We start from the raw sequence: 21,002 nt of genomic DNA on the forward strand, positions 1-21,002 counted from the left end.
TTCAAGCTAAAAGTATTGACAACTCGGAGGGGCGGAGGCGGCACTAATGTTGCCTTGTTAACTAATGCACACCGGTTGCGATATAGGTATTCAGTGTTAGTGTGATAGTAGAATGTAAAAATATTGTTTGTAAAAATAACAGTATTCTAATGCGTGGGCAGAAGGGATCCCAGCATGAATATCGCACTCGCTCTATTTGCCTTGGCAGTTACCATTGGTGCAGGCTACTTCCTTGTTAAAGGTCATAAGCCAGTCATTATTTTATTGCTTGCCGGGTTTATTCTCATTGCAGTTTCCACTGCGGCCAAAGCTGGCTACGGAGTTTTAGATGAGGAAGACTCCACCGGCTCCCGGTGGTTGGACATCATCGGCATATTCGAACAAGTTGCTGGTAGCCAATTAACAGGCGTCGGCCTCATTATTATGGCGGCCGGTGGCTTCTCAGCATATATGAATAAGATCGGCGCCTCGCAGGCACTGGTTGAGGTGCTAGCCGCTCCAATCGCAAAGTTCAAGCACCCCTACATCACGCTAATTCTCACGTATTTCCTCGGCGTGGTGCTTTTTATGTTTATCCCCAGCGCTGCCGGGCTCGCTATTTTGCTTCTAGTGCTATTGCTGCCAGTGTTGAAGGCAGTAGGGGTTAGCCCCGCCGCAGCAGGCGCGGTCATCGTGTCAGCCTCCGCGTTGCCAATGGGGCCGGCATCGGGAACTTCGGTGCTGTCGGCGCGAACCATTGATTTATCCCCAGTCGTCTACTTCGTCCAGTATCAGCTGATCGTGGCCATTCCCACTGCCATTGCAATTGCGATAACTCACTACTTCGTGCAGCAGCATTACGATAAGCGGGAGTTGGAAGAGTACAAGGAAACCGACACCATGGGCGATGGTTCTGGTGAGGCTGGCCCGAAGTGGTACGGGGTATTTCTCGCACTGCCCATTATCTTGTTGGTGATCTTTAGCCCCTTGGTTAATGACAGCATCGAGCTAACCACGGTTGGAGCATTCGTAATCGTCTGGCTCATAGCCTTGCTGTGCGAAATCATTCGCCACCGTTCTTTTTCCACCGCGACCGAACAAGCCACATCCTTTTTTACGGGCATGGGAAAGATGTTCGGTGGCATCGTCGCATTGATTATCGCGGCACAAATCTTTGCCACCGGTTTAACGGCCACAGGCGCCATTTCCATGCTGATCGATGGAGGACAGCAACTCGGTGCAGGCGCAATCGTCATCACCCTCCTATTCACCTTGATTGTGGGTTTGGTGACGTTCCTGACCGGTTCCGGTGTCGGCGCATTTTCTTCCTTTGCCAGCTTGGTGCCAGATGTCAGCCGCGGACTCGGCGCTTCGGCAGCGGCAGTGATTACCCCAATGGAATTTGCCAGCGGCTTGTTTCGCGCGGTGTCTCCGGTCTCCGGAGTAATCATTTCCGTTGCTGGTGGCGTGGGAATTTCTACCACCGAGCTTATTCGCCGCACGCTGCTTCCAATGGGAGTTGGCTTCGTCGTGATGATCGTATCCAGCCTGGTCTTGCTCTAAGCACGTTCTGGGATTACAACCTAAACCTCTAAGAAGAAGGAATTTATCATGGGAATCGGCGCACTGAACTCGTCTTTTCAGAAGAAGGGCCATGTCACAGCGGACATGGAAGCCCACTGGGAAGAAGCACAACTTATCCGGAAAATTTTCGCTGTTGAAGCGGCAATGGCGCGGACGCAGGGACACATGGGAATTATCCCGCAGGAGGCTGCCGAGGCGATCTCAGATAATGCAGTCGCCAGTGATGAGCTGATAGAAAAGGCCCAAAGCGGCGGGGTTGGCAATCCTTCGGTTGCTGTCCTCGATGCATTGCGGGACGCGATTCCGGAAGACCAGCGTGGTTGGGTCCATTTCGGGGCGACCACTCAAGATATTTTGGATACCGCGCGGGCCCTGCAGATCAAAGCAGCTACCGACCTGATACTGGAACGCCTGAACGCCGTTATCGCTGCTACCGCCAACCTCGCTCACGAGCACGCCCGAACGTTAATGGTCGCGCGTACCAATGGACAGTATGCACTGCCGACGACACTGGGTACACGCTTTGCGCGGTGGAACGCGGAGCTGCGCCGGAGCCGGGAACGCTTGGAAGCGATGCGAGAGCGCACGGAACAGATTCAATTTACCGGTGCTGTAGGCACGCTGGCGTCCTTTGGAGAACAAGGACCTGAGTTAAGTCGGCGCCTTGCCAAAGAATTGGAACTGGTTTATCAACCGGTTTCCTGGCATGCGAGCTCGGATACGATGACAGAGCTTGCGTCGACCGTGGCTACCTTGGGGCAAAGTTTGGCCAAGATTGCAGAGGATCTCTTTGCTATGCAGCAATCCGATCTGGTCGAGGCCCGCGAGGACATGGATGCGCATACCTCTGGATCGTCTACCATGCCGCAAAAACTCAATCCCTTTGCCACAATGAAAATTTCCGTGGGAGCCAGCATGGCTTGTGGCATGGCGGCAAACATGCTGACGCAAGCACCGGCCACCTTTGAACGCGACCACCGCCAATCCGAGATCCACCGCAACCTGATTCCACAAATCTTTGTTGCCGTCGATGGAGCGTTGGAAAAGCTGGACCAGCTCTTTCCTCGTTTGCGTTTTGATGCCCAGGCATTAGAGGACAACGTAAAAAGCGCGGGTGTTTCGTTGATGACTGAGGGAATCATGATGGAGCTGGCACCGCATATTGGTCACAGCGCCGCACACGATGTTCTTCAGGAATTCGCCCGAGACAATAGAGAGAACGGCACCTGCCTGGAAGAGTTTTGCGCAGCCCACCCGAAGCTCGCGGGCCTTACGGAAAAGCTGGACCTTGAGTCCCTGACAAATCCAGCTAATTACATCGGCCAAGCTGTTGAAATCGCGGAATCGGCGCAGGAATAAATACCACCAGTACGCAAAAGGTTCAGGCGGTCGTTAAGTAGCAGAATCTGCCTCATTAACGGCATGGGGTTGAGCGCGATCGCCGACGATAACCACGGTCAGCGGTTGGTTTAAAGAGGCGGCGGCCACGTCATTGGCGTGTTCATTAGGCAGTGCGAGCAAGACGGTGGCAGAAGAAATCTCGCCCTCTGCGGTAGTGGTGGATACGACCCGGGCGCCGGAGGCAATGACGCGGGCGGTAACGGGTTCTGAATTGGTGGCATCGCTTGCCGTGACGATATCGACGGTATCGCCGTGGTGCAGGTGGGGGATGATGTCTGGATCGGCAAGTTTGACTGGGATCATGCGGCCGGAGCCGCCTCCCTTAGAATCGGCAGATCCCGAGTTCGCGACGAGGCTAGACACCAATTCTTGGCCGAGGAGCCGCTGGCTGGTGACGACCTCGCCCTTGCCCGCGGCGGCGGTGATGATGCGGCCGGCGAGATCGGAGGGGGCATCGGCAAGCGCGCTGCTAGGAATGGAGGAAGAAGGCAGGCGCTCGAGCGAGACATCGGCGGCGGAAAGCTCCGCGCCGGCGGGTAAATCGCGGCTAAAGACCAGTACCTGCGGCAGTTCCTTCGCGCGAGAGACTGCGGAGGCCAGCGCGGCGATTAGCAGTGCCAACGCGATGGCGCGGCGCACGAGCACGCCGCGGCGGTGGCCAGGGGTGCGCAGGGTGCGGAAGAACTGTGAGATTCGCGGGGACGGGGAATAAGCCATGCACAATTAGACTGCGCTACCGCCTGTGTGGTTCCCCATTTAAGAAGGAAAGCGGTGGATTCCTGCGGCGGTAACCACGGCCTCAACGCGGCGATCGTGGGCCGCGGCTGGAATGGAGTCGAGGAATTCAGTGGGATAGACCATGGCGAGTACCGCGGGGTGGTTGCGCGGCACCAGGGAAAGCGCGCGGTCGTAGTATCCGCCGCCCTTACCCAAGCGGTTTCCGGCGGCATCGATGGCCATGGCGGGAGCCAAAATCAGATCGCAACCGCACAGCACGCGGCTATCAAAGCGCGGGCCGGCGGGTTCGGAAATGCCCAGCTGGCCAGGCTGCATGCTGTGCGCGCCCTTGTATTCTGCCCAGTTTAAAACGCCGTTGTCGCAGGTGATAGGCAATAATACGCGGTCGACGCGGCGGGAAAGCCAGGGGATGAAGTCCGCCCCGCCAGGCTCCGTGCCCAACGGCCAATAGGCGGCAACGCTCGAAATGCCGGCAAGCTCAGGTTCTAGCTGCTCGCGCAGGGCAGCGGACCATTCCGTGCGCTTCTCGGCGGTGAGGCCGCGGCGCGCGCGAAGCAGGCGGGTGCGCAGTTGCTCTTTGATATCGCTGGAAGAAGGCATAAATAAATAATAGCGTCCGTGGCGTAGCGCTACACAGGAAAATAGTGCGCCGTTGTACCCTAAGATTCATGGCTAATGAACGCGAAGATTCCGCCACCGGAATCACCACGGTTGTAGTTCCAGCGGCTGGCATGGGCACCCGCTTTCTGCCCGCCACGAAAACCGTCCCCAAAGAATTGCTGCCCGTTGTGGATACTCCCGGCATCGAATTGATTGCTGAGGAGGCAGCCTCTGTGGGCGCGCGCAGGCTTGCGGTCATTACCGCACCCGAAAAACAAGAAGTAATGCGCCATTTTGCGGAATTTCCGGATCTGGTAGAAACCCTAGATTCCCGCGGCAAGGATGAGCAGGTAGCTAAGGTCAACCGCGCCCACCAGCTCATTGAGCCCATCGCGGTGGAGCAAGAAAAGCCCTTGGGCTTGGGCCACGCCGTGGGGCTGGCGGAAGAAGTCTTGGCAGATGACGAGGACTCCTTTGCCGTCATGCTGCCGGATGACATCGTGTTGCCGGCCACCGTCATGGCGGATATGGCGCGCGTTCGCGCCGAGCTCGGCGGTAGCGTGCTGTGTGCCTTTGCGGTGCCGCAGGAGCAGACGTTTAACTACGGCGTATTCGACGTAGAAGATACTGACGTGCCGGGCGTGAAAAAGGTTATCGGCATGGTAGAAAAGCCGGACCCGGAGGACGCGCCGTCCAACCTGGTGGCTACCGGGCGCTACCTGTTGGACCGGAAGATCTTTGATGCGCTGCGCCGGATCGAACCGGGCAAGGGTGGCGAATTGCAGCTGACCGATGCCATCGAGCTGCTCATTGAGGAAGGCGAGCCCGTCCACGTGGTGGTCCACGAGGGCAAGCGCCACGATTTGGGTAACCCCGGTGGCTATATCCCGGCCAACGTGGACTTTGGTCTGCGCGATGAAAAATACGGCCCAGCGCTGTATAAAGCTATTAAACAAATTATGTCCGATTTCGAGGCGGAGCAAGGCCTGAACTAACTATCTTGCCGTGCGCACGTGCGTTGAGGGCAGCAAGGTAAAAGGGCAAGAAGAAAGGGCGGGCAGAGACCGTATGCGTTCAGTTGATGACCAGTTGGCGCTGGTTACTGATGCGGCGACGACCCCGGAGCCGGTGCGGATGAGCATTTCTAATGCGCTGGGGTTAATGTGCGCCGAGCAGGTGCAGGCCTATCAGCCTCTACCGGGCTTTCCCCAGGCAGCCATCGATGGGTACGCAGTTCGCGCGGTTGATATCGGCGGCGAGCGAGGGCTGAAGGTGCGCCGCCCGAAGAATCAGGACCAGGAAAGCAGCGAAGGGGAGGGGTCTGCCGAGCAGGCCGAGGACGCCGCCGCGCAGCCCGCCCAACCCGAGGTCGAGCGTTCCTTGCCCGTCGTCGGTGAGGTTCCGGCCGGTTCGAAGCAGCCGCTGCGCCTGCAGCCCAAGCAGGCCGTGCGGGTCTATACGGGCGCGCCCTTGCCCACGCTTGCCGATGCCGTCCTGCCCCTCGAGTGGACCGACCGCGGCCGCAAGCGCATCACGGCGCACCGGACGGTGCGCTCGGGCGATTTCGTCCGCCGCGTGGGCGACGATATCCAGCCCGGCGATGTCGCCGTATCCTCTGGCACCGTCCTTGGCCCGGCGCAGATTGGCCTGCTGGCCGCCGTGGGGCGCTCCAAGGTGCTGGTTTATCCGCAGCCCCGCGTGACCATCGTGTCCTTCGGTCGCGAGCTCGTCGATGTGGACAAGGAACCGGGCCTGGGCCAAGTCTTTGACGTGAACTCCTACTCCTTGGCCGCCGCCGCAAAAGAAGCGGGGGCGGACGTGGTCCGCGTGGGCATTGCCGAAGGCGAACCCCGCCGCATCCGGGAAGTGCTAGAAACCCACATCACGCGCAGCGAGGCGCTCGTCATCACCGGTGCCGTTGGTGGTGCCGGTGCCGAACAGATCCGGGAGATCCTGGCAGAAATCGGCGATATCGATACTTCCCGCGTGGCCATGCACCCAGGATCCGTGCAAGGCTTTGGGCTGGTAGGAGATGAGCGCATCCCTACGTTCCTCCTTCCCTCGAACCCGGTATCGTCGCTGGTTATTTTCGAAATTTACATTCGCCCCTTGATTCGCCTGGCCCTGGGCAAGCGCAATGCCCACCGCCGGGTGGTCCGGGCCCGCGCACTGAACCACATTGATTCCCGCCCAGGGCGCCGTGGTTTCATCCGTGCCCGCTTGATGCGCGATGCCGAAACCGCCGATTACCTGGTCGAGGGTCTTGGAGGTGCGACCGGCGCGCCAGCCCACCTTCTGGCAGGACTCTCTGAGGCCAATGCAATGATTCGAGTGCCAGAGGAAGTCACCGAGATCCGCCCGGGCGATGTTGTTGACGTCTTATTCCTCACCCAGCGCAGCTAATGCTTGACCCCTTCGGTACCGCCGCAGCCAAGCTGCGCCATCCAGTCACCGGGCCGACCGATGATCTGCACCCCGGTTGGCCGGAGGCGACGCCGACGGTGCAGCTTCCTCCCTCGGGGGCGCTGCCGTCTGGTGGGCGGTTGCGGCTGCGCCCCTTGCTGCGCTCGGATGGTCCCGAGTGGCGGCGCCAGCGCATTGAGGACGAAGCTTTGCTCCGGCCGGTGGAGCCGACCCAAGCGACCACTTGGGCAGAGGCCCACAGCTCGCAGGCCTGGTGGAATTACCTCATTTTTCTGCGCAACTCCGCGCGCGATGCGCAGGTGATCCCCCTGGCTATCGAGCTCGAGGGAAAGTTTGCCGGCCAGGTAACGCTCGGCAATATTCAACACGGCAGTATTCGAGATTGTTGGATCGGCTATTGGGTTTATTCCGCTGTGCAGGGCGCTGGCGTTGCCACCGCGGCCACCGCCCTGGGCGTGGATCACGCCTTTGGGCGGGTAGGCCTGCACCGAGTGACCGCCACTTACCTGGAACAAAACCCCGCCTCCGGGCGCGTGCTAGGTGCCAACGGCTTTCGCTCCGAGGGGTATTTGCGCCGCAACCTGCATATAGATGGCGCCTGGCGGGATCACCATTTCGTGGCCTTAGTCAAGGAAGACTTCTCATCCACGGCGGTTGAGCGGCTGCACCAAGCTAGGCGTTTGGTGTGAAAATCATCCCTAAATCCAAGTAATGCTTTCTCAATTTTCACATAAGTAACAACATTGTAATTTACAGCTTCTGTGGCCCCTAAAGTGCGGTTTTGGTGATTAGAGTGGAGTAATCATCTGCACCCCAAGGGAAGGTCCTTAAGTCGTGTCCACAGCTGTGCCAGTTATTGCAATCATCGTGGTGTGGCTCTTCGTGCTCGCGCCGTGGCTATTGGGCAGGAGCAATCGCCCGATGAGCCATACCGGCGAGGCCTTTGAGGATACCCGCGTGCTCTTTTCCGGCGATTCCGGCAATGTCGCCGGCCGCCGCCGCCCGCGCTTGCGGGCCGATGATGTCCACCGCAGCGGCTCGGATGAAGACCACGACTACGAGGTTGTATCCGCTGCCGCTGAGGACCCGGACAGCGAGGCAGACGTCGATGACGTGCTGATCGATGACGAAGCAGAGGACCGCGCTTCCCGAGCGCAGTCGCGGACCATTGCTGGCGCGGCCCGCCGCGCCCGAGCGCAACCCTTTGGCGTAGGTGGCCGTGCATACCGCTCCGCCGACGAGGACGAGGCTGACGCGCGCGACGAGCAGGTCACCCAGGCAGAGGGGCAGGCAGAGACCATCGAGGGTGAAGTCATTGAGGAATCCGCGGCTCCGGCCGCTGCCGCTGAATCAAATGGTTCCACCGCTGACGCCGATGGCGCGCGCACGGCCACCGCTTCCGATGATGCGGATGCGGACGCAGACGATGCCGATGATGTCTTGCTCGAAGATGATGAGCGCGTTGGCGAAGAAGGTGGTGCAAAGCGCAAGCGCCGCCGCAGGAATGTGGCTGCCGATTCCACCGAGTCCTTCACCGCGCCGGCGACCGAAGACATTGCCGAGGACGCGTACGACTACGACGAGACCTATACTTCCCCGGTAGACCTGATGTACCCAGGTGCGGTCGATCCCGCCCCAGTTATCGATGCCGAAGAAACGGACACCGCAGAGACCGATTCGGAAGAGGCAGACAACGACGGTGCAGCCGAGGAATCGGCCGGAGCCGATGAGTACGGTGCCCAGGGCTCCGAGGACGCGGCGCTGAATACAGACCTTTCTGAGGACGAGGTAGCTTTTGCTCAGCGCCGCCTTGGCCGCGGTGGATGGGACCCAGTGGCGGATAAGGAGAAGTCCGCTACGCGCTACCAGCGCCGCCAGCGCACGCTCATTGGCCTAGCCATCGCCGTGGTCCTCACCGTGGCCTTGGGGATTGTGGCCGGTGGATGGACCTGGTGGCTGGCAGGCATCGTCGGTGTCCTGACCGGCACCTATTTGGTGGCGCTGCGCGCGCAAGTCCGCCAAGAACAAGCACTGTTGCGCCGCCGGGTAAAGCACCTGCGCCGGGCGCGGTTGGGCGTTCACAATACCGATGATGAGGCGCTAAAGATCCCCCGCAACCTGCGCCGGCCGGGTGCGGTCGTCGTCGAAATCGACGATGAAAGCCCCGACTTTGAGCACCTTCCCTTAAGCTACAGCGATGATGAAGACGGTGACTTTGATGGCCCGCACGCCGGGCCCGATGGGGTAGGGCGCCGCGATGACCTGGCCGCTCGCCGCGCGGGTTAATTAGACAGCTTCTCCCTCGCTTCCGGGGAGTTTTTCGGTTTCTTCCGGCCATACGCCGGAGGTAGCCCGGCGGTGGGAGCCCAAGAGGTGGGTATCGACCATGCCGATGGCCTCCATGAGGGCAAAGCAGGTCACCGGCCCTACGAACTTAAAACCGGCCTTCTTCAATTCACGCGACATGGCCTGCGACTCGGGGCTCTTCTTCGGGATATCCTCCATAACCTCGGGGTAGGTATTTTCTGCAGGCTGAAAGCTCCAAATGAAATCCGCTAGGCCGCCGTTTTCGCGCAGTTTAATGGTGGCCTTCGCGTTATTGATGGTGGCGCGGATCTTGGTCTCGTTGCGGATAATGGAGGCATCGGCAAGCAAGTGCTCCACCTCGGCCTCGCCGAATTCCGCAACCTTGTCCGGATCAAAGTGGCAAAAGGCCTCGCGGAAGGCGGGGCGCTTTTTTAATACCACGGCCCAGGACAGCCCAGACTGGAAGGACTCCAAGCTCAAGCGCTCAAATAGCCCGTCCTCGTCCCTAATGGGAAGGCCCCATTCGGTGTCGTAATAATCCGTTAGCAGCGACGACGTCACGGCCCACGGCGTGCGGGCTACCCCGTGCGCGTCATAGGCCAGCGGGGTGCGTTCTTCGGTAGTGGTTTCAGTGTCCATGGGAGGTTCTCCTGTTGGTATGTAGTGCCTATTTTCCTTGTCTTTCCCATTGAAGCAGCGATTGCGGATGAGGCGCAGCGCGTACCTCGCTAGATGGTGAAATTGCGAGCTCAGCGGGTGGAGCGGTGGCGTCTTCGCGTTGGGGTAGGCATTCGATGTAGTCTATTGACCATGAATAGACCTGCCGTTCGCGATGCCGCATTGCTGCTTTTTCGGTTGGTTCTCGGACTCATTTTTATCGCGCACGGCGTGGACAAGATGTTCATGGACGGAATGGATGAGACGGTAGGGCAGTTTTCCGCCCTCGGCATCCCGCAGCCACAGATTGCCGGTTATGCCGCCGCAATCGGGGAAATGGTAGGTGGCGCCTTCCTCGTCATCGGTTTGTTGACCACTTTTGCCGCGGCGGCGCTGGCCGTGGATATGGTGGGCGCGCTGTACTTCGTGCACTGGGGCAATGGCCTTTTTGCTGGCGACGGCGGCATCGAGTACCCCTTGGTGCTGTGCATGTCCCTGCTGATGATCGTCATTTTTGGTTCTGGCCGGGCGAGCTTGGATAGGGCGTTAAGCAATGTTGACGCATAGCCAAGTACAAGCGGCGATTTCCGCCCAACTGGATGGGGAAGACGCGGAGCTTTCCGCCGATGTCATCGACGCCCACCTAGAACACTGCGCGGAGTGCCGGGCCTTTCGCGATAAGGCAGCGGCGCTATCGCGCTCCTTAAGCTTCGTGGAACCGGCGGACTCCGGCATGGCGCCACCGACCGATCTGTCAGAGGTGATCCTCGCAGGTGTAGAACCGGAGTGGAAGCGGGCCTCGAGCGCCAGGCAGGCCAACCTCACGGTGGCGCGCATCGCCTTGGTGGCCATGGGGCTTGTCTTTGCGGTGTGGGCCATCGTGCAGGTGGTACGCGCCTCCGGCCTAGTGCCCATGGGCGCAGAGGGCTCGGTGCTGGATCCGGCAGCCGACCCGGAGCGCGCCAACCTGCTGATGGAGGGCGCGGCCGTGCGCTTTGGCATGGCGTGCGGACTGCTGTGGAGCGCGTGGCGCCCAGCCTCTGTGACCGGGCTGTTCCCGGTATCCGCCACGATGTTTGCGTTTCTTTTTGGCTTTGGCGTGCGCGATATTGCGCTGGGTACCGTCACCATGGAGCAGGTCTATTTGCTCATCGCTACCGCGCTATCGACCATGAGCCTGGGCTGGGCGTGGGCGGCCGAGAAGGGCTACCTGGTGCGCGCGTGGTGGAAATCCCTGAACGCGCAGCCGCACTAAGGCGAACGAGGTTCTGCGAGCTATTTCCAGCTGGGCAACCACATCATGGATTGGTACCACGATTCCGGGATGATGAAGCCGTACAAGATGGGCGCGAAGTAGAAGAACATCGCGACCACCAGCGCGAGGTAGCAGGCGGCGGCAAATGTTCCCCGCCGCATCGGCCCGCCAGCGATGCGCGTTATCCACTGCCACTTGATGGGCTTACCGCGCCCGACCATTTGGCCCAGTATGAGGGCAAGCAGCACGATGACAAAGGGGATAAACGCGGTGGCATAAAAGAAGTACATCTGCCGGTCAAAGGCCGCGAGCCACGGCAGGAATCCGGCCGCGAAGCCCACGAGGGGAATGAGGAAGGCGCGGTTGCGGCGGATGATAAGCGACCACATCCCCCAAAGTACCGCGGGGACCACCAGCCACCAGATCGCCGGGGTGCCAAAGAGGTAGAGCATCTTGCGGCATTCGCCACCGCCGCTGCATTCCAGGTCCGTGCTGGAGTAGTACAGAATGGGCCGGGCCCCGGCCAGCCATGCCCACGGCTTGGAATCCCACGGGTGGTGGTGGCCACCGGAAGAGGTCAAGCTGGCGTGAAAATCCAATACGGATAAGTGGTAATAAAACCAGCCGGCCACAGATTCTGGTAAGTGCATGAGCCAGGAGTCTTCCCCGATGGTCCCATCCACCTTGGCGTGCCGGTAGACCGCGGTTTCTGAGGCGAACCATGCGCGCCAGCTCCACACATAAATCATTACTGGGACGGCAACTAGGGAGGCTAGTGCCGCGGGAGTATCGCGAATGAGCGTGCCCACAATATAGCGGCGAACGCCGTACTTGCGGCGCAATGCGAGGTCACTAAAGACACAGAGCAGGCCGAAGAACATGATGTAGTACAGCCCGGACCACTTCACGGCGAGCGACAGTCCTAAGAAGACGCCGGCGGTAAAGCGCCACCACCGGAAGCCAAAACGCGGCCCGAAGGGGGAGGTGCCCATCCCGTCGCTCAGCAGGGCGTTGTGCAGACGCTCGCGCATTTGTTGATGATCGCGGGCCAGTGCCCAGGCTGCGGCGACGATGAAAAAGACCTGGAAGATATCCAGCATGCCAAACTTCGCGGAGACCAAGAGGACGCCATCGCAGACGGCCAAAATGCCGGCAAAGGTGGCCACCTGCCAGGAAAAGGACAGCCGGCGAGCCAGAGCCATGGTCATCAGGACGGTGGCGACGCCGAAGAGAGCCGTCATCAAGCGCCAGCCCAGCGGGGTATAACCAAAGACCCATTCTGAAATGGCAATGATCTGTTTGCCCAGCGGCGGGTGAACCACGAGCCCAAAGCCTGGGTTGGTCTCGATGCCGCCGATGAATAAGTTATCCCAGCTTTTGACCATGTCCCAGGCTTGGGGGACATAGTGCTTTTCATCGAAGACGGGCGTGCCTTGGGATACCGGCGCGGTAAGCCCCACAAACCGGGTAATCAGCGCGAGAACGGCGATGATGCCGGTGCTAATCCAATCGGCCTTGCCCCACGTATAGGTACGCGGTGCCGGCGGGATCACGCGGTTATGCGGGGTGCGCGGTGAGCTAGCGGGGGCAGCGGTAGCAATAGTCACGAAGAAGAGTTTAGGCCACGAGCCTTCGCGCGGGCGCATAGGAGAATGTGGAATGCTAGAGGCATGTCAGCTTTAGGTCTGGAACCACTTCCGCGCGGCGTTATCCTCGCCGCCACGCCCTTGGGGAATGTCGCTGATGCCTCTGCGCGCCTGATGCAGGCATTGGCGCATGCGGATGTCATCGCCGCCGAAGATACCCGCCGCGTGCGCAACCTGGCGCAGGCCCTGGGCATCGAAATTTCCGGCTCTGTGGTGTCCAACTTCGACCACAATGAGCAGGCGCGTGCGCAGCAGCTTATCGATGCCGCCCAGCACGGCACCGTCCTCGTGGTCACCGATGCCGGCATGCCAATCATCTCCGATCCCGGTCTGTCACTGGTGGCCGCGGCCGCCGAGCGCGATATCCCCGTGACGTGTTTTCCGGGTCCTTCGGCGGTGCCCACGGCGCTTGCCTTGTCTGGCTTGGGCGTGGGCCACTTCCTCTTCGATGCATTCCCGCCGCGCAAGCCCGGCCCGCGAAAGGCGTGGCTGGAATCGCTGCGCAATGAAAAGCGCGCCATCGTATTTTTTGAATCTCCCCACCGCATCGCCGATACGCTTGCCGATGCCGCCCAGGTCCTCGGCGCCGATCGCCCCGCCGCGGTATGCCGCGAGCTGACCAAGACGTACGAGGAGGTGCGCCGCGGTTGCCTAGCAGAGCTGGCCGAATGGGCAAGCGAGGGCGTGAAGGGCGAGATTACCGTGGTGATCGAAGGCGGAACCGGCGCTGCTGTGACCGCCGCAGACCTGGTCCCGCAAGCCTTGGAGCTTGCCGGGGCCGGCATGCGCTTGAAAGACGCGTGCAAGCAGGCTGCCAAGGGGACTGGGGTGTCCAATCGGGAGCTTTATGATGCCGCGTTGGATGCCCGCTGAGCGCCCGCTAATTGAGCTCTTGTTGAGCCGTCCTCAGGTCATTTCTATGTAGCGTATAAAACGTCACAATTACTCGTGCTAACTGGTGGTTTCACGCTTCTATATATGTTATCGAATCGTTATCTTTCCCGGGCGTGTGGCGCCTAAAACCTGTCTACGTGGGGATATGCAGCCTATAAGCATGTAGGAAGTCTTAAGGAAATGCTCAAAAATGTATGTAAGCTGGGGTTTTGATAGCAAAACGGTTTGAAAAATTGGGGTCGCGCCACCAGTCTAGAGAGCATGACTAATACTGAAAATAACGGCGCTGGTGTGCCCGAAGAGGGGAAGGGGCCCGGCGAAGCGCCGGCTGGGACCACTTCTGCTGCTTCGAGTGAACAGCCGATTGAGGATTATCAAACGGTAGAAGAGGCACTGGACGAGCAAACGGCGACGAGCCAGATCCAGGACATGCTCAACTCTGAGGGGTTCCACCCCGAAGAGTATGATGATCCGGAAATCGAAATCGCCGCAGACCGCGATAATATCCCGATTGACTGGACCATCATGGGGATTGCGGGTGTGCTCGTTGCCGCCATCGTTATCTGGGGCCTGGCCGCACCGGATAACTTCGCGGACTTTTCTTCCGCGGCCCTGACGTGGGTCGTCGATAAGTTCGGTTGGGCCTACGTGCTCTTCGGCACTGTCTTCGTGGCCTTCGTTATCTTCATCGCGTTCTCTAAGTTCGGCTCCATTAGGTTGGGCCACATCAATGAGGAACCGGAGTTTTCCACGCCTTCGTGGATCGCCATGATGTTCGCTGCCGGTATGGGCATCGGCCTGATGTTCTACGGTGCTTCCGAGCCGCTGGCGAACTACCGCGACGGTACGCCTGGCCAAGGAACGGAAAACGTGGGCTCGTCCATGGCCTATGCCATGTTCCACTGGACGCTGCACCCCTGGGCTGTCTACGCCATTGTTGGTTTGGCCATCGCGTACTCGACCTACCGCATCGGTCGCAAGCAGCTGTTGAGCCAGGCCTTCGTGCCGCTCATCGGCGAGCGCCGCGCCAACGGCGGATTGGGCAAGTTCATTGACATCCTGTCCATCTTCGCCACTGTCTTCGGCACCGCCTGCTCCCTGGGGCTTGGCGCGCTGCAGATTCAGGCCGGCCTGGAAGCCTCCGGCATCATCGATAACCCAACCCAGTCTGTGGTTATCGGTATTGTGTTGGTCCTGACCTTGGCCTTCTTGCTGTCCGCGCTCTCCGGTGTGGGCAAGGGCATTCAGTACGTGTCCAATGCCAACATGGTCTTGGCTGCGGTGCTGGCTATCTTCGTCTTCATCTTGGGCCCAACCGTGACCATCCTGAACCAGATTCCAGGATCCATCGGTAATTACTTCAACTACTTCACCGAGATGATCGGCCGTACCGCCGAGTCCGAAAACGGCACCGCCGGCGAGTGGCTGTCTAGCTACACCATCTTCTACTGGGCATGGTGGGTCTCCTGGTCCCCATTCGTGGGCATGTTCTTGGCACGCATTTCCCGCGGCCGTTCCGTCCGCGAGTTCTGCTTGGGCGTCCTGCTCATCCCAGCGGGCGTTTCCACCCTGTGGTTCGCCATCTTCGGTGGCACCGCAATCCACATGGAGCAAAACGGCGAATCCATCACCGGCGAATCCGCCGAAGTAGAGCTGTTTAACCTCCTGCACAACCTGCCCGGTGGCTTCATTGCCGGCGTCGTCGCCGTCATCTTGCTGTCCACCTTCTTCATTACCTCCGCAGACTCCGCTTCCACGGTGATGGGTTCGATGACCCAGAATGGTGCCGCAACCGCGAAGCCGTGGCTATCCGCCCTGTGGGGTGCCCTGACCGCAGCCGTTGGTTTGACCCTGCTCTTGGTCAATGAGGACGCACTGTCCAACCTGCAGAATGTCACCATCGTGGCGGCGCTGCCGTTCTTGTTCATCGTCATTGGCCTGATGTTCGCCATTTACAAGGACTTGAGCCAGGACATCATTTACCTCGAGTACCGCGAGGCGCAGCAGTTCCAGCGCAAGATGGCCCGCGAGCGCCGCTTGCACCGCGACTACCAGCGCACGCAGGTGCTCAAGAAGCGCCGCAACGAGCGTTTGAAGAACCCGATGAAGCGCAAGTAGATAGACCATCTACCGCCTTCGGTAGCAGCGCCCGCCGCTTTCCCATACTTGGGAGGGAGGCGGGCGCTTTTCGGTGGTAGAGGTAATGTGCCCTCAACGTGTGTTCGTGCAGGTGCTTCGATAAACTGGACTCCATGACTGAGTCTTTAGTAGTAAATGTTGCCTGGCCATACGCCAATGGCCCGCGCCACATCGGTCACGTGGCTGGTTTTGGCGTTCCCTCTGACGTATTCGCCCGGTTCCAGCGAATGCGTGGCCGCAACGTACTCATGGTCTCCGGCACGGATGAGCACGGCACCCCGTTGCTGGTCCAGGCCGATAAGGAAGGCGTATCCGTCCGCGAACTCGCGGACCGCTATAACCGCCAGATTGTCAACGATCTGGCCAACCTCGGCTTGTCGTACGACCTTTTTACCCGCACCACCACCCGCAACCACTACTCGGTGGTGCAGGAGCTGTTCAAGGGGCTCAATGAGAACGGCTACATGCTGAAAGAGACCACCAAGGGGGCAATTTCTCCATCCACCGGCCGCACGCTGCCGGACCGCTATATCGAGGGCACGTGCCCCATCTGCGGCGCGGATGGCGCCCGCGGTGACCAGTGCGATAACTGCGGCAACCAGCTGGATCCGGTAGACCTCATTGACCCGGTATCCAAGATCAACGGCGAAACCCCGCAGTTCGTAGAGACTGAGCACTTCCTGCTGGATCTGCCATCGCTTAAGGACGAGCTGCAAAAGTGGCTTTCTACCCGCGAAGATTGGCGCCCGAACGTGCTGAAGTTCTCCCTCAACCTGCTGGAGGATATGCGCCCGCGCACCATGACCCGCGATATCGACTGGGGCATTCCCATTCCGGTGGATGGCTGGCAGGACAATAACGCGAAGAAGCTGTACGTGTGGTTCGATGCCGTCGTGGGCTACTTGTCCGCCTCCATCGAGTGGGCGCACCGCACCGGCCAGCCGGAGGCGTGGAAGGAATTCTGGCAGGACCCAGAAACCCGCCACTACTACTTCCAGGGCAAGGACAATATCACCTTCCACTCGCAGATCTGGCCGGCGGAATTGTTGGGCTATGCGGGCAAGGGCTCGAAGGGCGGCGAGCTGCACCAGTACGGCGAGCTGGACCTGCCCACGGAAATCGTGTCCTCGGAATACTTGACGATGTCCGGCTCCAAGTTCTCCTCGTCCAAGGGCGTGGTGATCTACGTTAAGGACTTCCTGGCGGAGTTTGGCCCGGATCCGCTGCGTTACTTCATCGCCGTGGCTGGCCCGGAAAACAACGACGCGGACTTTACGTGGGATGAATTCGTGCGCCGCGTCAATAATGAGCTGGCCAATGGCTGGGGCAACCTGGTCAACCGCACCGTGTCCATGGCGCACAAGAACTTCGGCGAGGTTCCGGTTCCGGCGGCCCTGGAGGAGCGCGACGAGGCCATCTTGCAGCTGGCGGAGGAGACCTTTACCACCGCCGGTAACCTGCTGGAGCAATCCAAGTTCAAACAGGCCATCGTCTCCATCATGCACGTGGTGGGCGAGGCGAATGCATATATTGCCTCCCAAGAGCCGTGGAAGCTGGCCAAGGATGAAACCCAGCGCGAGCGCCTGGCCACCGTTTTGTGGACCGCCCTGCAAGTCGTGTCTGACTGCAACGTCATGCTCACCCCGTTCCTGCCGTTTACCGCGCAGAAGGTGCACGAGACCTTGGGCCGCACCGGCGAATGGGCCGCGCAGCCTGAGGTGCGCGAGGTTAAGGACGATATCCCGGTTGAGCTCGTGGGTGCGGGCCTTCCGCCAGAAAACCACGAATATCCGGTGATTATGGGTGACTACACCCAGCAGCAGGCCAAGTGGGAGCGCATCCAGGTGGCACCGGGTACGACCTTGGCAAAGCCGAAGCCGCTTATTTCCAAGCTGGATCCAGAGCTCGGCGAGACCGGCCCGGAATGGGCGCCGGTGATGAACTAGCTCGGTAACCCCAGCGTAGATACGAAGGCGCGGTGGCCAATCCCTATGAAAAAGGGGAGGCCACCGCGCTTTTGCTATGCCTAAAAGTTCTGCCTAGTGCTGGAAATCGCGCTGCAGGTGAACCAGGCCTAGGCGTACGCCGTGCTTGGTGTGGATATTGGGCATGCGGCCGGTTTCTTTAAACCCAAACTTCTTGTGCAGCGCGATGGAACCGGCATTGGTATCGACGATGTAGGTAATCATGGTCTCGATATAGGGATCGTCGGCGGCGATGTCCATGAGGGCATCGAGAAGCTCAGAGCCCACGCCCTTGCCCTGGGCTGAGGGGGAGATGTACACGGAATCTTCGACGGTGCCGTAGTAGATGGCGGGCGTGACGAATTGAAAGTAGGCGGCCCAGCCGATGATTTCATCATCGTCTACGGCGACAAGCACAGGCGAGCCCGCCTTGGACATGTCCTTCAGCCAATCCTCGCGGTCTGCAACCTCTTCTTGCCAGGTAATGAGGTTATTGGCCGGTTTAGCGGCGGAGGCGGCGTTGTAGATGGCGGAAATGGAAAGGGCATCGGCAAGCTCAGCGGGGCGAATATGCATTAAAAGTCCTTTACACCAGAAGTTCTAAGTGAGTGAGGCTAAGCCAGTGATCGAATTTGTAGGTTACCTCTTTGAGAGTTCCCACGTTTTCAAACCCGAACTTTTCATGCAACTTTAATGATGCCGTATTAGTGGACACGATTAGGGCGAGCAGCGAATGTACCTTGTCATCCGCCCGGGCGCGGTCTACCAGCTCGCGCATAAGGGCGGTGCCCACGCCTTGGCCCTGGGCATTGGGGGAAAGGTAAATCGTGGTTTCATAGCAGCCCTGCCAGATGCGGGGATCGTGGTAGGGGTGATAGAGCGCCCAGCCCAAGTATTCGCCCTCGTCGGTTTCGGCAACGAGGAAGGGACAGTCCAGTTCCTGGATGTGGCGCAGGTGTTCTTCGCGTTCAGCCACGGTGACTGGGGTGGAGTTAAAGATGACATCGGTGTGCTCGATGGCCCAGTTGAGGGTATCGGTCATGGCGGGGACATCGCTCAGGTCCGCTGGTCTGATCAACATAGCTGCCAATATTACAATTGCGGGTATGTCTAAAAAGAAGCCACGTCCTACTCCCATTCCGGCCCCAGGGCTCAGCGGCCTCAGCGATGCACATACCCACCTTTTCTCGCATAAAGATACCGATGAGGTGCTGGTCAACCGCGCCCGCGCTGCTGGGGTATCCCGCCTGGTGACGGTTGGCGATGACCGCCGCGAGTCCGAGGCGGCCCTTGCGACCGCGCATGCTTTTCCCAACGTGTATGCCGCCTGCGCCATCCACCCGGTGCGGGCGAATGAACTAGACGCGCCCACCAAAGCCGCGTTGGAGGAGATGGTGGCGGATCCGCGGTGCGTGGCGGTGGGGGAGACCGGCATGGACGCCTATTGGGTCCACCACGAACCGGAGACCACCGCGAGCTTGGTCCAGCAGGAAGAATCCCTACGCTGGCATATCGATCTGGCGGTGCGCACCGGCAAGACGCTCATGATCCATAACCGCGAGGCGGATCAAGACTTGCTGCGCATTCTTGCCGATGCCCCCACGCCTGAGACCGTCATGCTCCACTGCTTCTCCTCACCGTTGCGGGTGGCGGAAGAAGCATTAGAGCGCGGCTACGTTTTGTCCTTTGCTGGCAACGTCACCTTCAAGCGGAATGCGGAACTACGCCAGGCGGCCGCGCTGGCCCCGGCGGGGCAATTGCTGGTGGAAACCGATGCGCCGTTTATGACTCCAGAGCCGTTCCGCGGGCAGCGCAATGAGCCGTCCCTCATCGGGCACACCTATGACTGCATTGCACGGGCCCGCCACCAAACCACTCAGGCATTGGCGGCGGAGGTCAATGAGACTTTTGACCGTGTGTATGGAATTAGCATGACAGGACAGTGAGGATTGTCACAAAATTAAATCCGCTGGTCGCTGGTGGTATGGGTGCTGGATGTGACAACTGTTTTCGCCCGTTATAACTGTGGCGCACCGCTTCTCGACTTTCCCTACTCGTTATCGTATTGTTATTGATTGTTCGTTGAGGCTTTACGCCTCTACCTTCCCGCCGCGCCGGTTCACAGTGGAGCAGCGCGGCATCGCCGCTGGTTTTCCTTAGCCAGCGGCAACAATTGTGATACTGGATAGACAGCACCACCGGAGATTAACTACACATGGCACCTCACCACATTAAGCGCATCAATAATTCACGTTCCCTGCCCCTGCGCCTGGCAACGGGTGGCGTCTTGAGCACCCTCGCCGTCGGCGGTGTCGTGGCGATTGCCGCGCAGAAAGACTTGGTCGTAGAAGTCAACGGCGACAAGGTAGAGCTGGCCACCTTTGCCGAGGACGTGGACGGCGCCCTGCAGGCCGCCGGCGTCCAGGTGGGCGAAGAAGATATCGTCTCGCCCGCACCATCTGAGTCCGTGGCCGATGGTGATGAAATCTCCGTGCGCACCGCCAAGCCGGTCGCCGTGTCCATCGATGGTGAACAGCAGCAGCTTTCTACCACCGATCTCACCGTGTCTGATTTGCTCAATAACCTGCAGGGAGTAAACCCGGGAGCCGCCGTGAAGTCTGGCGAGGATGACGTGGATAAAGATGCGCAGCTCAAAGACGGCATGGATCTAGAGGTCGTTTCCCCCAAGATCATCAAGATCAACGATGGTGGCAAGAATACCTACACCAAGATTGCCGCCAAGACCGTGGGCGATGTCCTCAAGGAGCGCGGTATTAAGCTCGATGAGGATGACCGCGTCTTCCCAGCCAAGGAAGAAAAGGTCACCGAGGGCATGTCTATCAAGGTAGAACGCATCGACATTCAGACCGAGGATGTCACTGAGGAATTCGACGCCGAGCCGCATTTCGTGGATGACCCCGAACTGGAAGCCGGCGCCGAAGAGGTGCGCGAACAGGGCGAAAAGGGCAAGCGCGAGATCACCCGCAAGGTAACCCTGAAGAATGGCAAGAAGGAATCCGAAGAGGTCATCAAGGACGAGGTCGTTGTAGGGCCAAAGCCTGCGACCATCGCCCGCGGCACCAAGCAGGCGGAGCCGGAGCCGCAAGGCGGTAACTCGGGTGCGTCAGCCCCCGCCGTGGCCGATGGCTCCGTATGGGATTCCATCGCGCAGTGCGAGTCCACCGGTAACTGGTCCATCAATACCGGAAATGGTTTCTCCGGCGGCCTGCAATTCACGCCTTCCACGTGGGCTGGCTTTGGGGGCACCGAATACGCGCCCGAGGCATGGCAGGCCACCCGCGAGCAGCAGATCGCCGTGGCACAGAAGGTACAGGCTTCCCAGGGCTGGGGCGCATGGCCTGCATGTACCTCTAAGTTGGGGCTGCGCTAAAAGCACGCACAGCACCGCGCACT

At 59.8% G+C, this 21,002-nt stretch carries 19 protein-coding genes; 13 read left to right on the forward strand and 6 right to left on the reverse strand.

The genetic code is table 11. The annotated features are described in order from the left end of the window. The first annotated feature begins 174 nt into the window (after positions 1-174). Positions 175-1,542 carry a C4-dicarboxylate transporter DcuC gene (gene dcuC, locus QP970_RS06285; RefSeq protein ID WP_239269188.1) on the forward strand — a complete coding sequence of 456 codons (1,368 nt, stop codon included), beginning with the start codon at positions 175-177 and terminating at the stop codon, positions 1,540-1,542. Positions 1,543-1,590: 48 nt separating this feature from the next. Continuing rightward, a complete protein-coding gene (locus tag QP970_RS06290; protein ID WP_239269187.1) occupies positions 1,591-2,922 on the forward strand; it encodes a lyase family protein in 1,332 nt (443 codons plus the stop codon). Positions 2,923-2,955: 33 nt separating this feature from the next. Here QP970_RS06290 and QP970_RS06295 read toward each other — a convergent pair whose 3' ends face one another. Further along, positions 2,956-3,681 (reverse strand): SAF domain-containing protein, encoded by a 726-nt coding sequence (locus QP970_RS06295; RefSeq protein ID WP_239269186.1) that lies wholly within the window; start codon positions 3,679-3,681, stop codon positions 2,956-2,958. Positions 3,682-3,720: 39 nt separating this feature from the next. After that, on the reverse strand, positions 3,721-4,302 hold the full coding sequence (locus QP970_RS06300; protein ID WP_239275449.1) for a 5-formyltetrahydrofolate cyclo-ligase: 582 nt from the start codon (positions 4,300-4,302) through the stop codon (positions 3,721-3,723). A gap of 68 nt (positions 4,303-4,370) precedes the next feature. Between QP970_RS06300 and QP970_RS06305 the strand changes: the two genes are divergently transcribed. From QP970_RS06305 to sepX, 4 genes are all read left to right on the forward strand, one after another. Continuing rightward, positions 4,371-5,297 (forward strand): UTP--glucose-1-phosphate uridylyltransferase, encoded by a 927-nt coding sequence (locus QP970_RS06305; protein ID WP_239269184.1) that lies wholly within the window; start codon positions 4,371-4,373, stop codon positions 5,295-5,297. A gap of 73 nt (positions 5,298-5,370) precedes the next feature. Then, positions 5,371-6,705, forward strand: a complete 1,335-nt coding sequence (glp, locus tag QP970_RS06310; protein ID WP_239269183.1) for a molybdotransferase-like divisome protein Glp — start codon at positions 5,371-5,373, stop codon at positions 6,703-6,705. Beyond that, a complete protein-coding gene (locus QP970_RS06315) occupies positions 6,705-7,415 on the forward strand; it encodes a GNAT family N-acetyltransferase (RefSeq protein ID WP_239269182.1) in 711 nt (236 codons plus the stop codon). Before glp ends, QP970_RS06315 begins: the two co-directional genes overlap by 1 nt. Positions 7,416-7,572: 157 nt before the next feature. Beyond that, positions 7,573-9,012 (forward strand): divisome protein SepX/GlpR, encoded by a 1,440-nt coding sequence (sepX, locus tag QP970_RS06320; RefSeq protein ID WP_370657790.1) that lies wholly within the window; start codon positions 7,573-7,575, stop codon positions 9,010-9,012. Here sepX and QP970_RS06325 read toward each other — a convergent pair whose 3' ends face one another. Beyond that, a complete protein-coding gene (locus QP970_RS06325) occupies positions 9,013-9,672 on the reverse strand; it encodes a DNA-3-methyladenine glycosylase I (RefSeq protein WP_239269180.1) in 660 nt (219 codons plus the stop codon). Between the two features lie 171 nt (positions 9,673-9,843). On the opposite strand from QP970_RS06325, the gene QP970_RS06330 reads away from it, so the two are divergent. Continuing rightward, positions 9,844-10,257, forward strand: coding sequence for a DoxX family protein (locus tag QP970_RS06330; protein ID WP_239269179.1), 414 nt, complete (start codon positions 9,844-9,846; stop codon positions 10,255-10,257). Further along, entirely contained in the window at positions 10,244-10,945 is a 702-nt protein-coding gene (locus tag QP970_RS06335) for a zf-HC2 domain-containing protein (protein WP_239269178.1), read from the forward strand. The genes QP970_RS06330 and QP970_RS06335 overlap by 14 nt, the downstream gene beginning before the upstream one ends. A gap of 20 nt (positions 10,946-10,965) precedes the next feature. Here QP970_RS06335 and pmt read toward each other — a convergent pair whose 3' ends face one another. Further along, a complete protein-coding gene (pmt, locus tag QP970_RS06340; protein WP_239269177.1) occupies positions 10,966-12,591 on the reverse strand; it encodes a protein O-mannosyltransferase in 1,626 nt (541 codons plus the stop codon). Between the two features lie 24 nt (positions 12,592-12,615). Here pmt and rsmI point away from each other — a divergent pair, with 24 nt between their 5' ends. From rsmI to metG, 3 genes are all read left to right on the forward strand, one after another. Continuing rightward, positions 12,616-13,464, forward strand: coding sequence for a 16S rRNA (cytidine(1402)-2'-O)-methyltransferase (rsmI, locus tag QP970_RS06345; RefSeq protein ID WP_239269176.1), 849 nt, complete (start codon positions 12,616-12,618; stop codon positions 13,462-13,464). Positions 13,465-13,746: 282 nt separating this feature from the next. After that, positions 13,747-15,603 carry a BCCT family transporter gene (locus tag QP970_RS06350; RefSeq protein ID WP_284849635.1) on the forward strand — a complete coding sequence of 619 codons (1,857 nt, stop codon included), beginning with the start codon at positions 13,747-13,749 and terminating at the stop codon, positions 15,601-15,603. A gap of 134 nt (positions 15,604-15,737) precedes the next feature. After that, on the forward strand, positions 15,738-17,570 hold the full coding sequence (gene metG, locus QP970_RS06355) for a methionine--tRNA ligase (protein WP_023028548.1): 1,833 nt from the start codon (positions 15,738-15,740) through the stop codon (positions 17,568-17,570). Between the two features lie 93 nt (positions 17,571-17,663). Here metG and QP970_RS06360 read toward each other — a convergent pair whose 3' ends face one another. Then, positions 17,664-18,164, reverse strand: a complete 501-nt coding sequence (locus QP970_RS06360; RefSeq protein WP_239269175.1) for a GNAT family N-acetyltransferase — start codon at positions 18,162-18,164, stop codon at positions 17,664-17,666. 10 nt (positions 18,165-18,174) lie between these two features. After that, positions 18,175-18,669 (reverse strand): GNAT family N-acetyltransferase, encoded by a 495-nt coding sequence (locus QP970_RS06365; protein ID WP_239269174.1) that lies wholly within the window; start codon positions 18,667-18,669, stop codon positions 18,175-18,177. Positions 18,670-18,694: 25 nt separating this feature from the next. Between QP970_RS06365 and QP970_RS06370 the strand changes: the two genes are divergently transcribed. Then, positions 18,695-19,534, forward strand: a complete 840-nt coding sequence (locus tag QP970_RS06370; RefSeq protein WP_239269173.1) for a TatD family hydrolase — start codon at positions 18,695-18,697, stop codon at positions 19,532-19,534. A 269-nt stretch (positions 19,535-19,803) separates the two neighbouring features. Then, the gene (locus QP970_RS06375) at positions 19,804-20,979 is read left to right on the forward strand and encodes a resuscitation-promoting factor (protein ID WP_284771804.1); all 1,176 of its coding nucleotides are present in this window, start codon (positions 19,804-19,806) and stop codon (positions 20,977-20,979) included. The last annotated feature ends 23 nt before the right edge of the window (positions 20,980-21,002 follow it).

This window comes from Corynebacterium sp. MSK073 (assembly GCF_030232085.1).
Classification (GTDB): Bacteria; Actinomycetota; Actinomycetes; order Mycobacteriales; family Mycobacteriaceae; genus Corynebacterium.

Excerpts from the sequence above, each read along its gene's own strand:
- metG (WP_023028548.1), top strand. The coding sequence starts at position 15,738 with ATGACTGAGTCTTTAGTAGTAAATGTTGCCTGGCCATACGCCAATGGC.
- QP970_RS06300 (WP_239275449.1), bottom strand. The coding sequence starts at position 4,302 with ATGCCTTCTTCCAGCGATATCAAAGAGCAACTGCGCACCCGCCTGCTT.
- QP970_RS06335 (WP_239269178.1), top strand. The coding sequence starts at position 10,244 with ATGTTGACGCATAGCCAAGTACAAGCGGCGATTTCCGCCCAACTGGAT.
- QP970_RS06315 (WP_239269182.1), top strand. The coding sequence starts at position 6,705 with ATGCTTGACCCCTTCGGTACCGCCGCAGCCAAGCTGCGCCATCCAGTC.
- pmt (WP_239269177.1), bottom strand. The coding sequence starts at position 12,591 with ATGCGCCCGCGCGAAGGCTCGTGGCCTAAACTCTTCTTCGTGACTATT.
- QP970_RS06370 (WP_239269173.1), top strand. The coding sequence starts at position 18,695 with ATGTCTAAAAAGAAGCCACGTCCTACTCCCATTCCGGCCCCAGGGCTC.
- QP970_RS06305 (WP_239269184.1), top strand. The coding sequence starts at position 4,371 with ATGGCTAATGAACGCGAAGATTCCGCCACCGGAATCACCACGGTTGTA.
- QP970_RS06360 (WP_239269175.1), bottom strand. The coding sequence starts at position 18,164 with ATGCATATTCGCCCCGCTGAGCTTGCCGATGCCCTTTCCATTTCCGCC.
- rsmI (WP_239269176.1), top strand. The coding sequence starts at position 12,616 with ATGTCAGCTTTAGGTCTGGAACCACTTCCGCGCGGCGTTATCCTCGCC.
- QP970_RS06325 (WP_239269180.1), bottom strand. The coding sequence starts at position 9,672 with ATGGACACTGAAACCACTACCGAAGAACGCACCCCGCTGGCCTATGAC.
- QP970_RS06290 (WP_239269187.1), top strand. The coding sequence starts at position 1,591 with ATGGGAATCGGCGCACTGAACTCGTCTTTTCAGAAGAAGGGCCATGTC.
- QP970_RS06365 (WP_239269174.1), bottom strand. The coding sequence starts at position 18,669 with ATGTTGATCAGACCAGCGGACCTGAGCGATGTCCCCGCCATGACCGAT.
- dcuC (WP_239269188.1), top strand. The coding sequence starts at position 175 with ATGAATATCGCACTCGCTCTATTTGCCTTGGCAGTTACCATTGGTGCA.
- QP970_RS06350 (WP_284849635.1), top strand. The coding sequence starts at position 13,747 with ATGACTAATACTGAAAATAACGGCGCTGGTGTGCCCGAAGAGGGGAAG.
- glp (WP_239269183.1), top strand. The coding sequence starts at position 5,371 with ATGCGTTCAGTTGATGACCAGTTGGCGCTGGTTACTGATGCGGCGACG.
- QP970_RS06330 (WP_239269179.1), top strand. The coding sequence starts at position 9,844 with ATGAATAGACCTGCCGTTCGCGATGCCGCATTGCTGCTTTTTCGGTTG.
- QP970_RS06375 (WP_284771804.1), top strand. The coding sequence starts at position 19,804 with ATGGCACCTCACCACATTAAGCGCATCAATAATTCACGTTCCCTGCCC.
- QP970_RS06295 (WP_239269186.1), bottom strand. The coding sequence starts at position 3,681 with ATGGCTTATTCCCCGTCCCCGCGAATCTCACAGTTCTTCCGCACCCTG.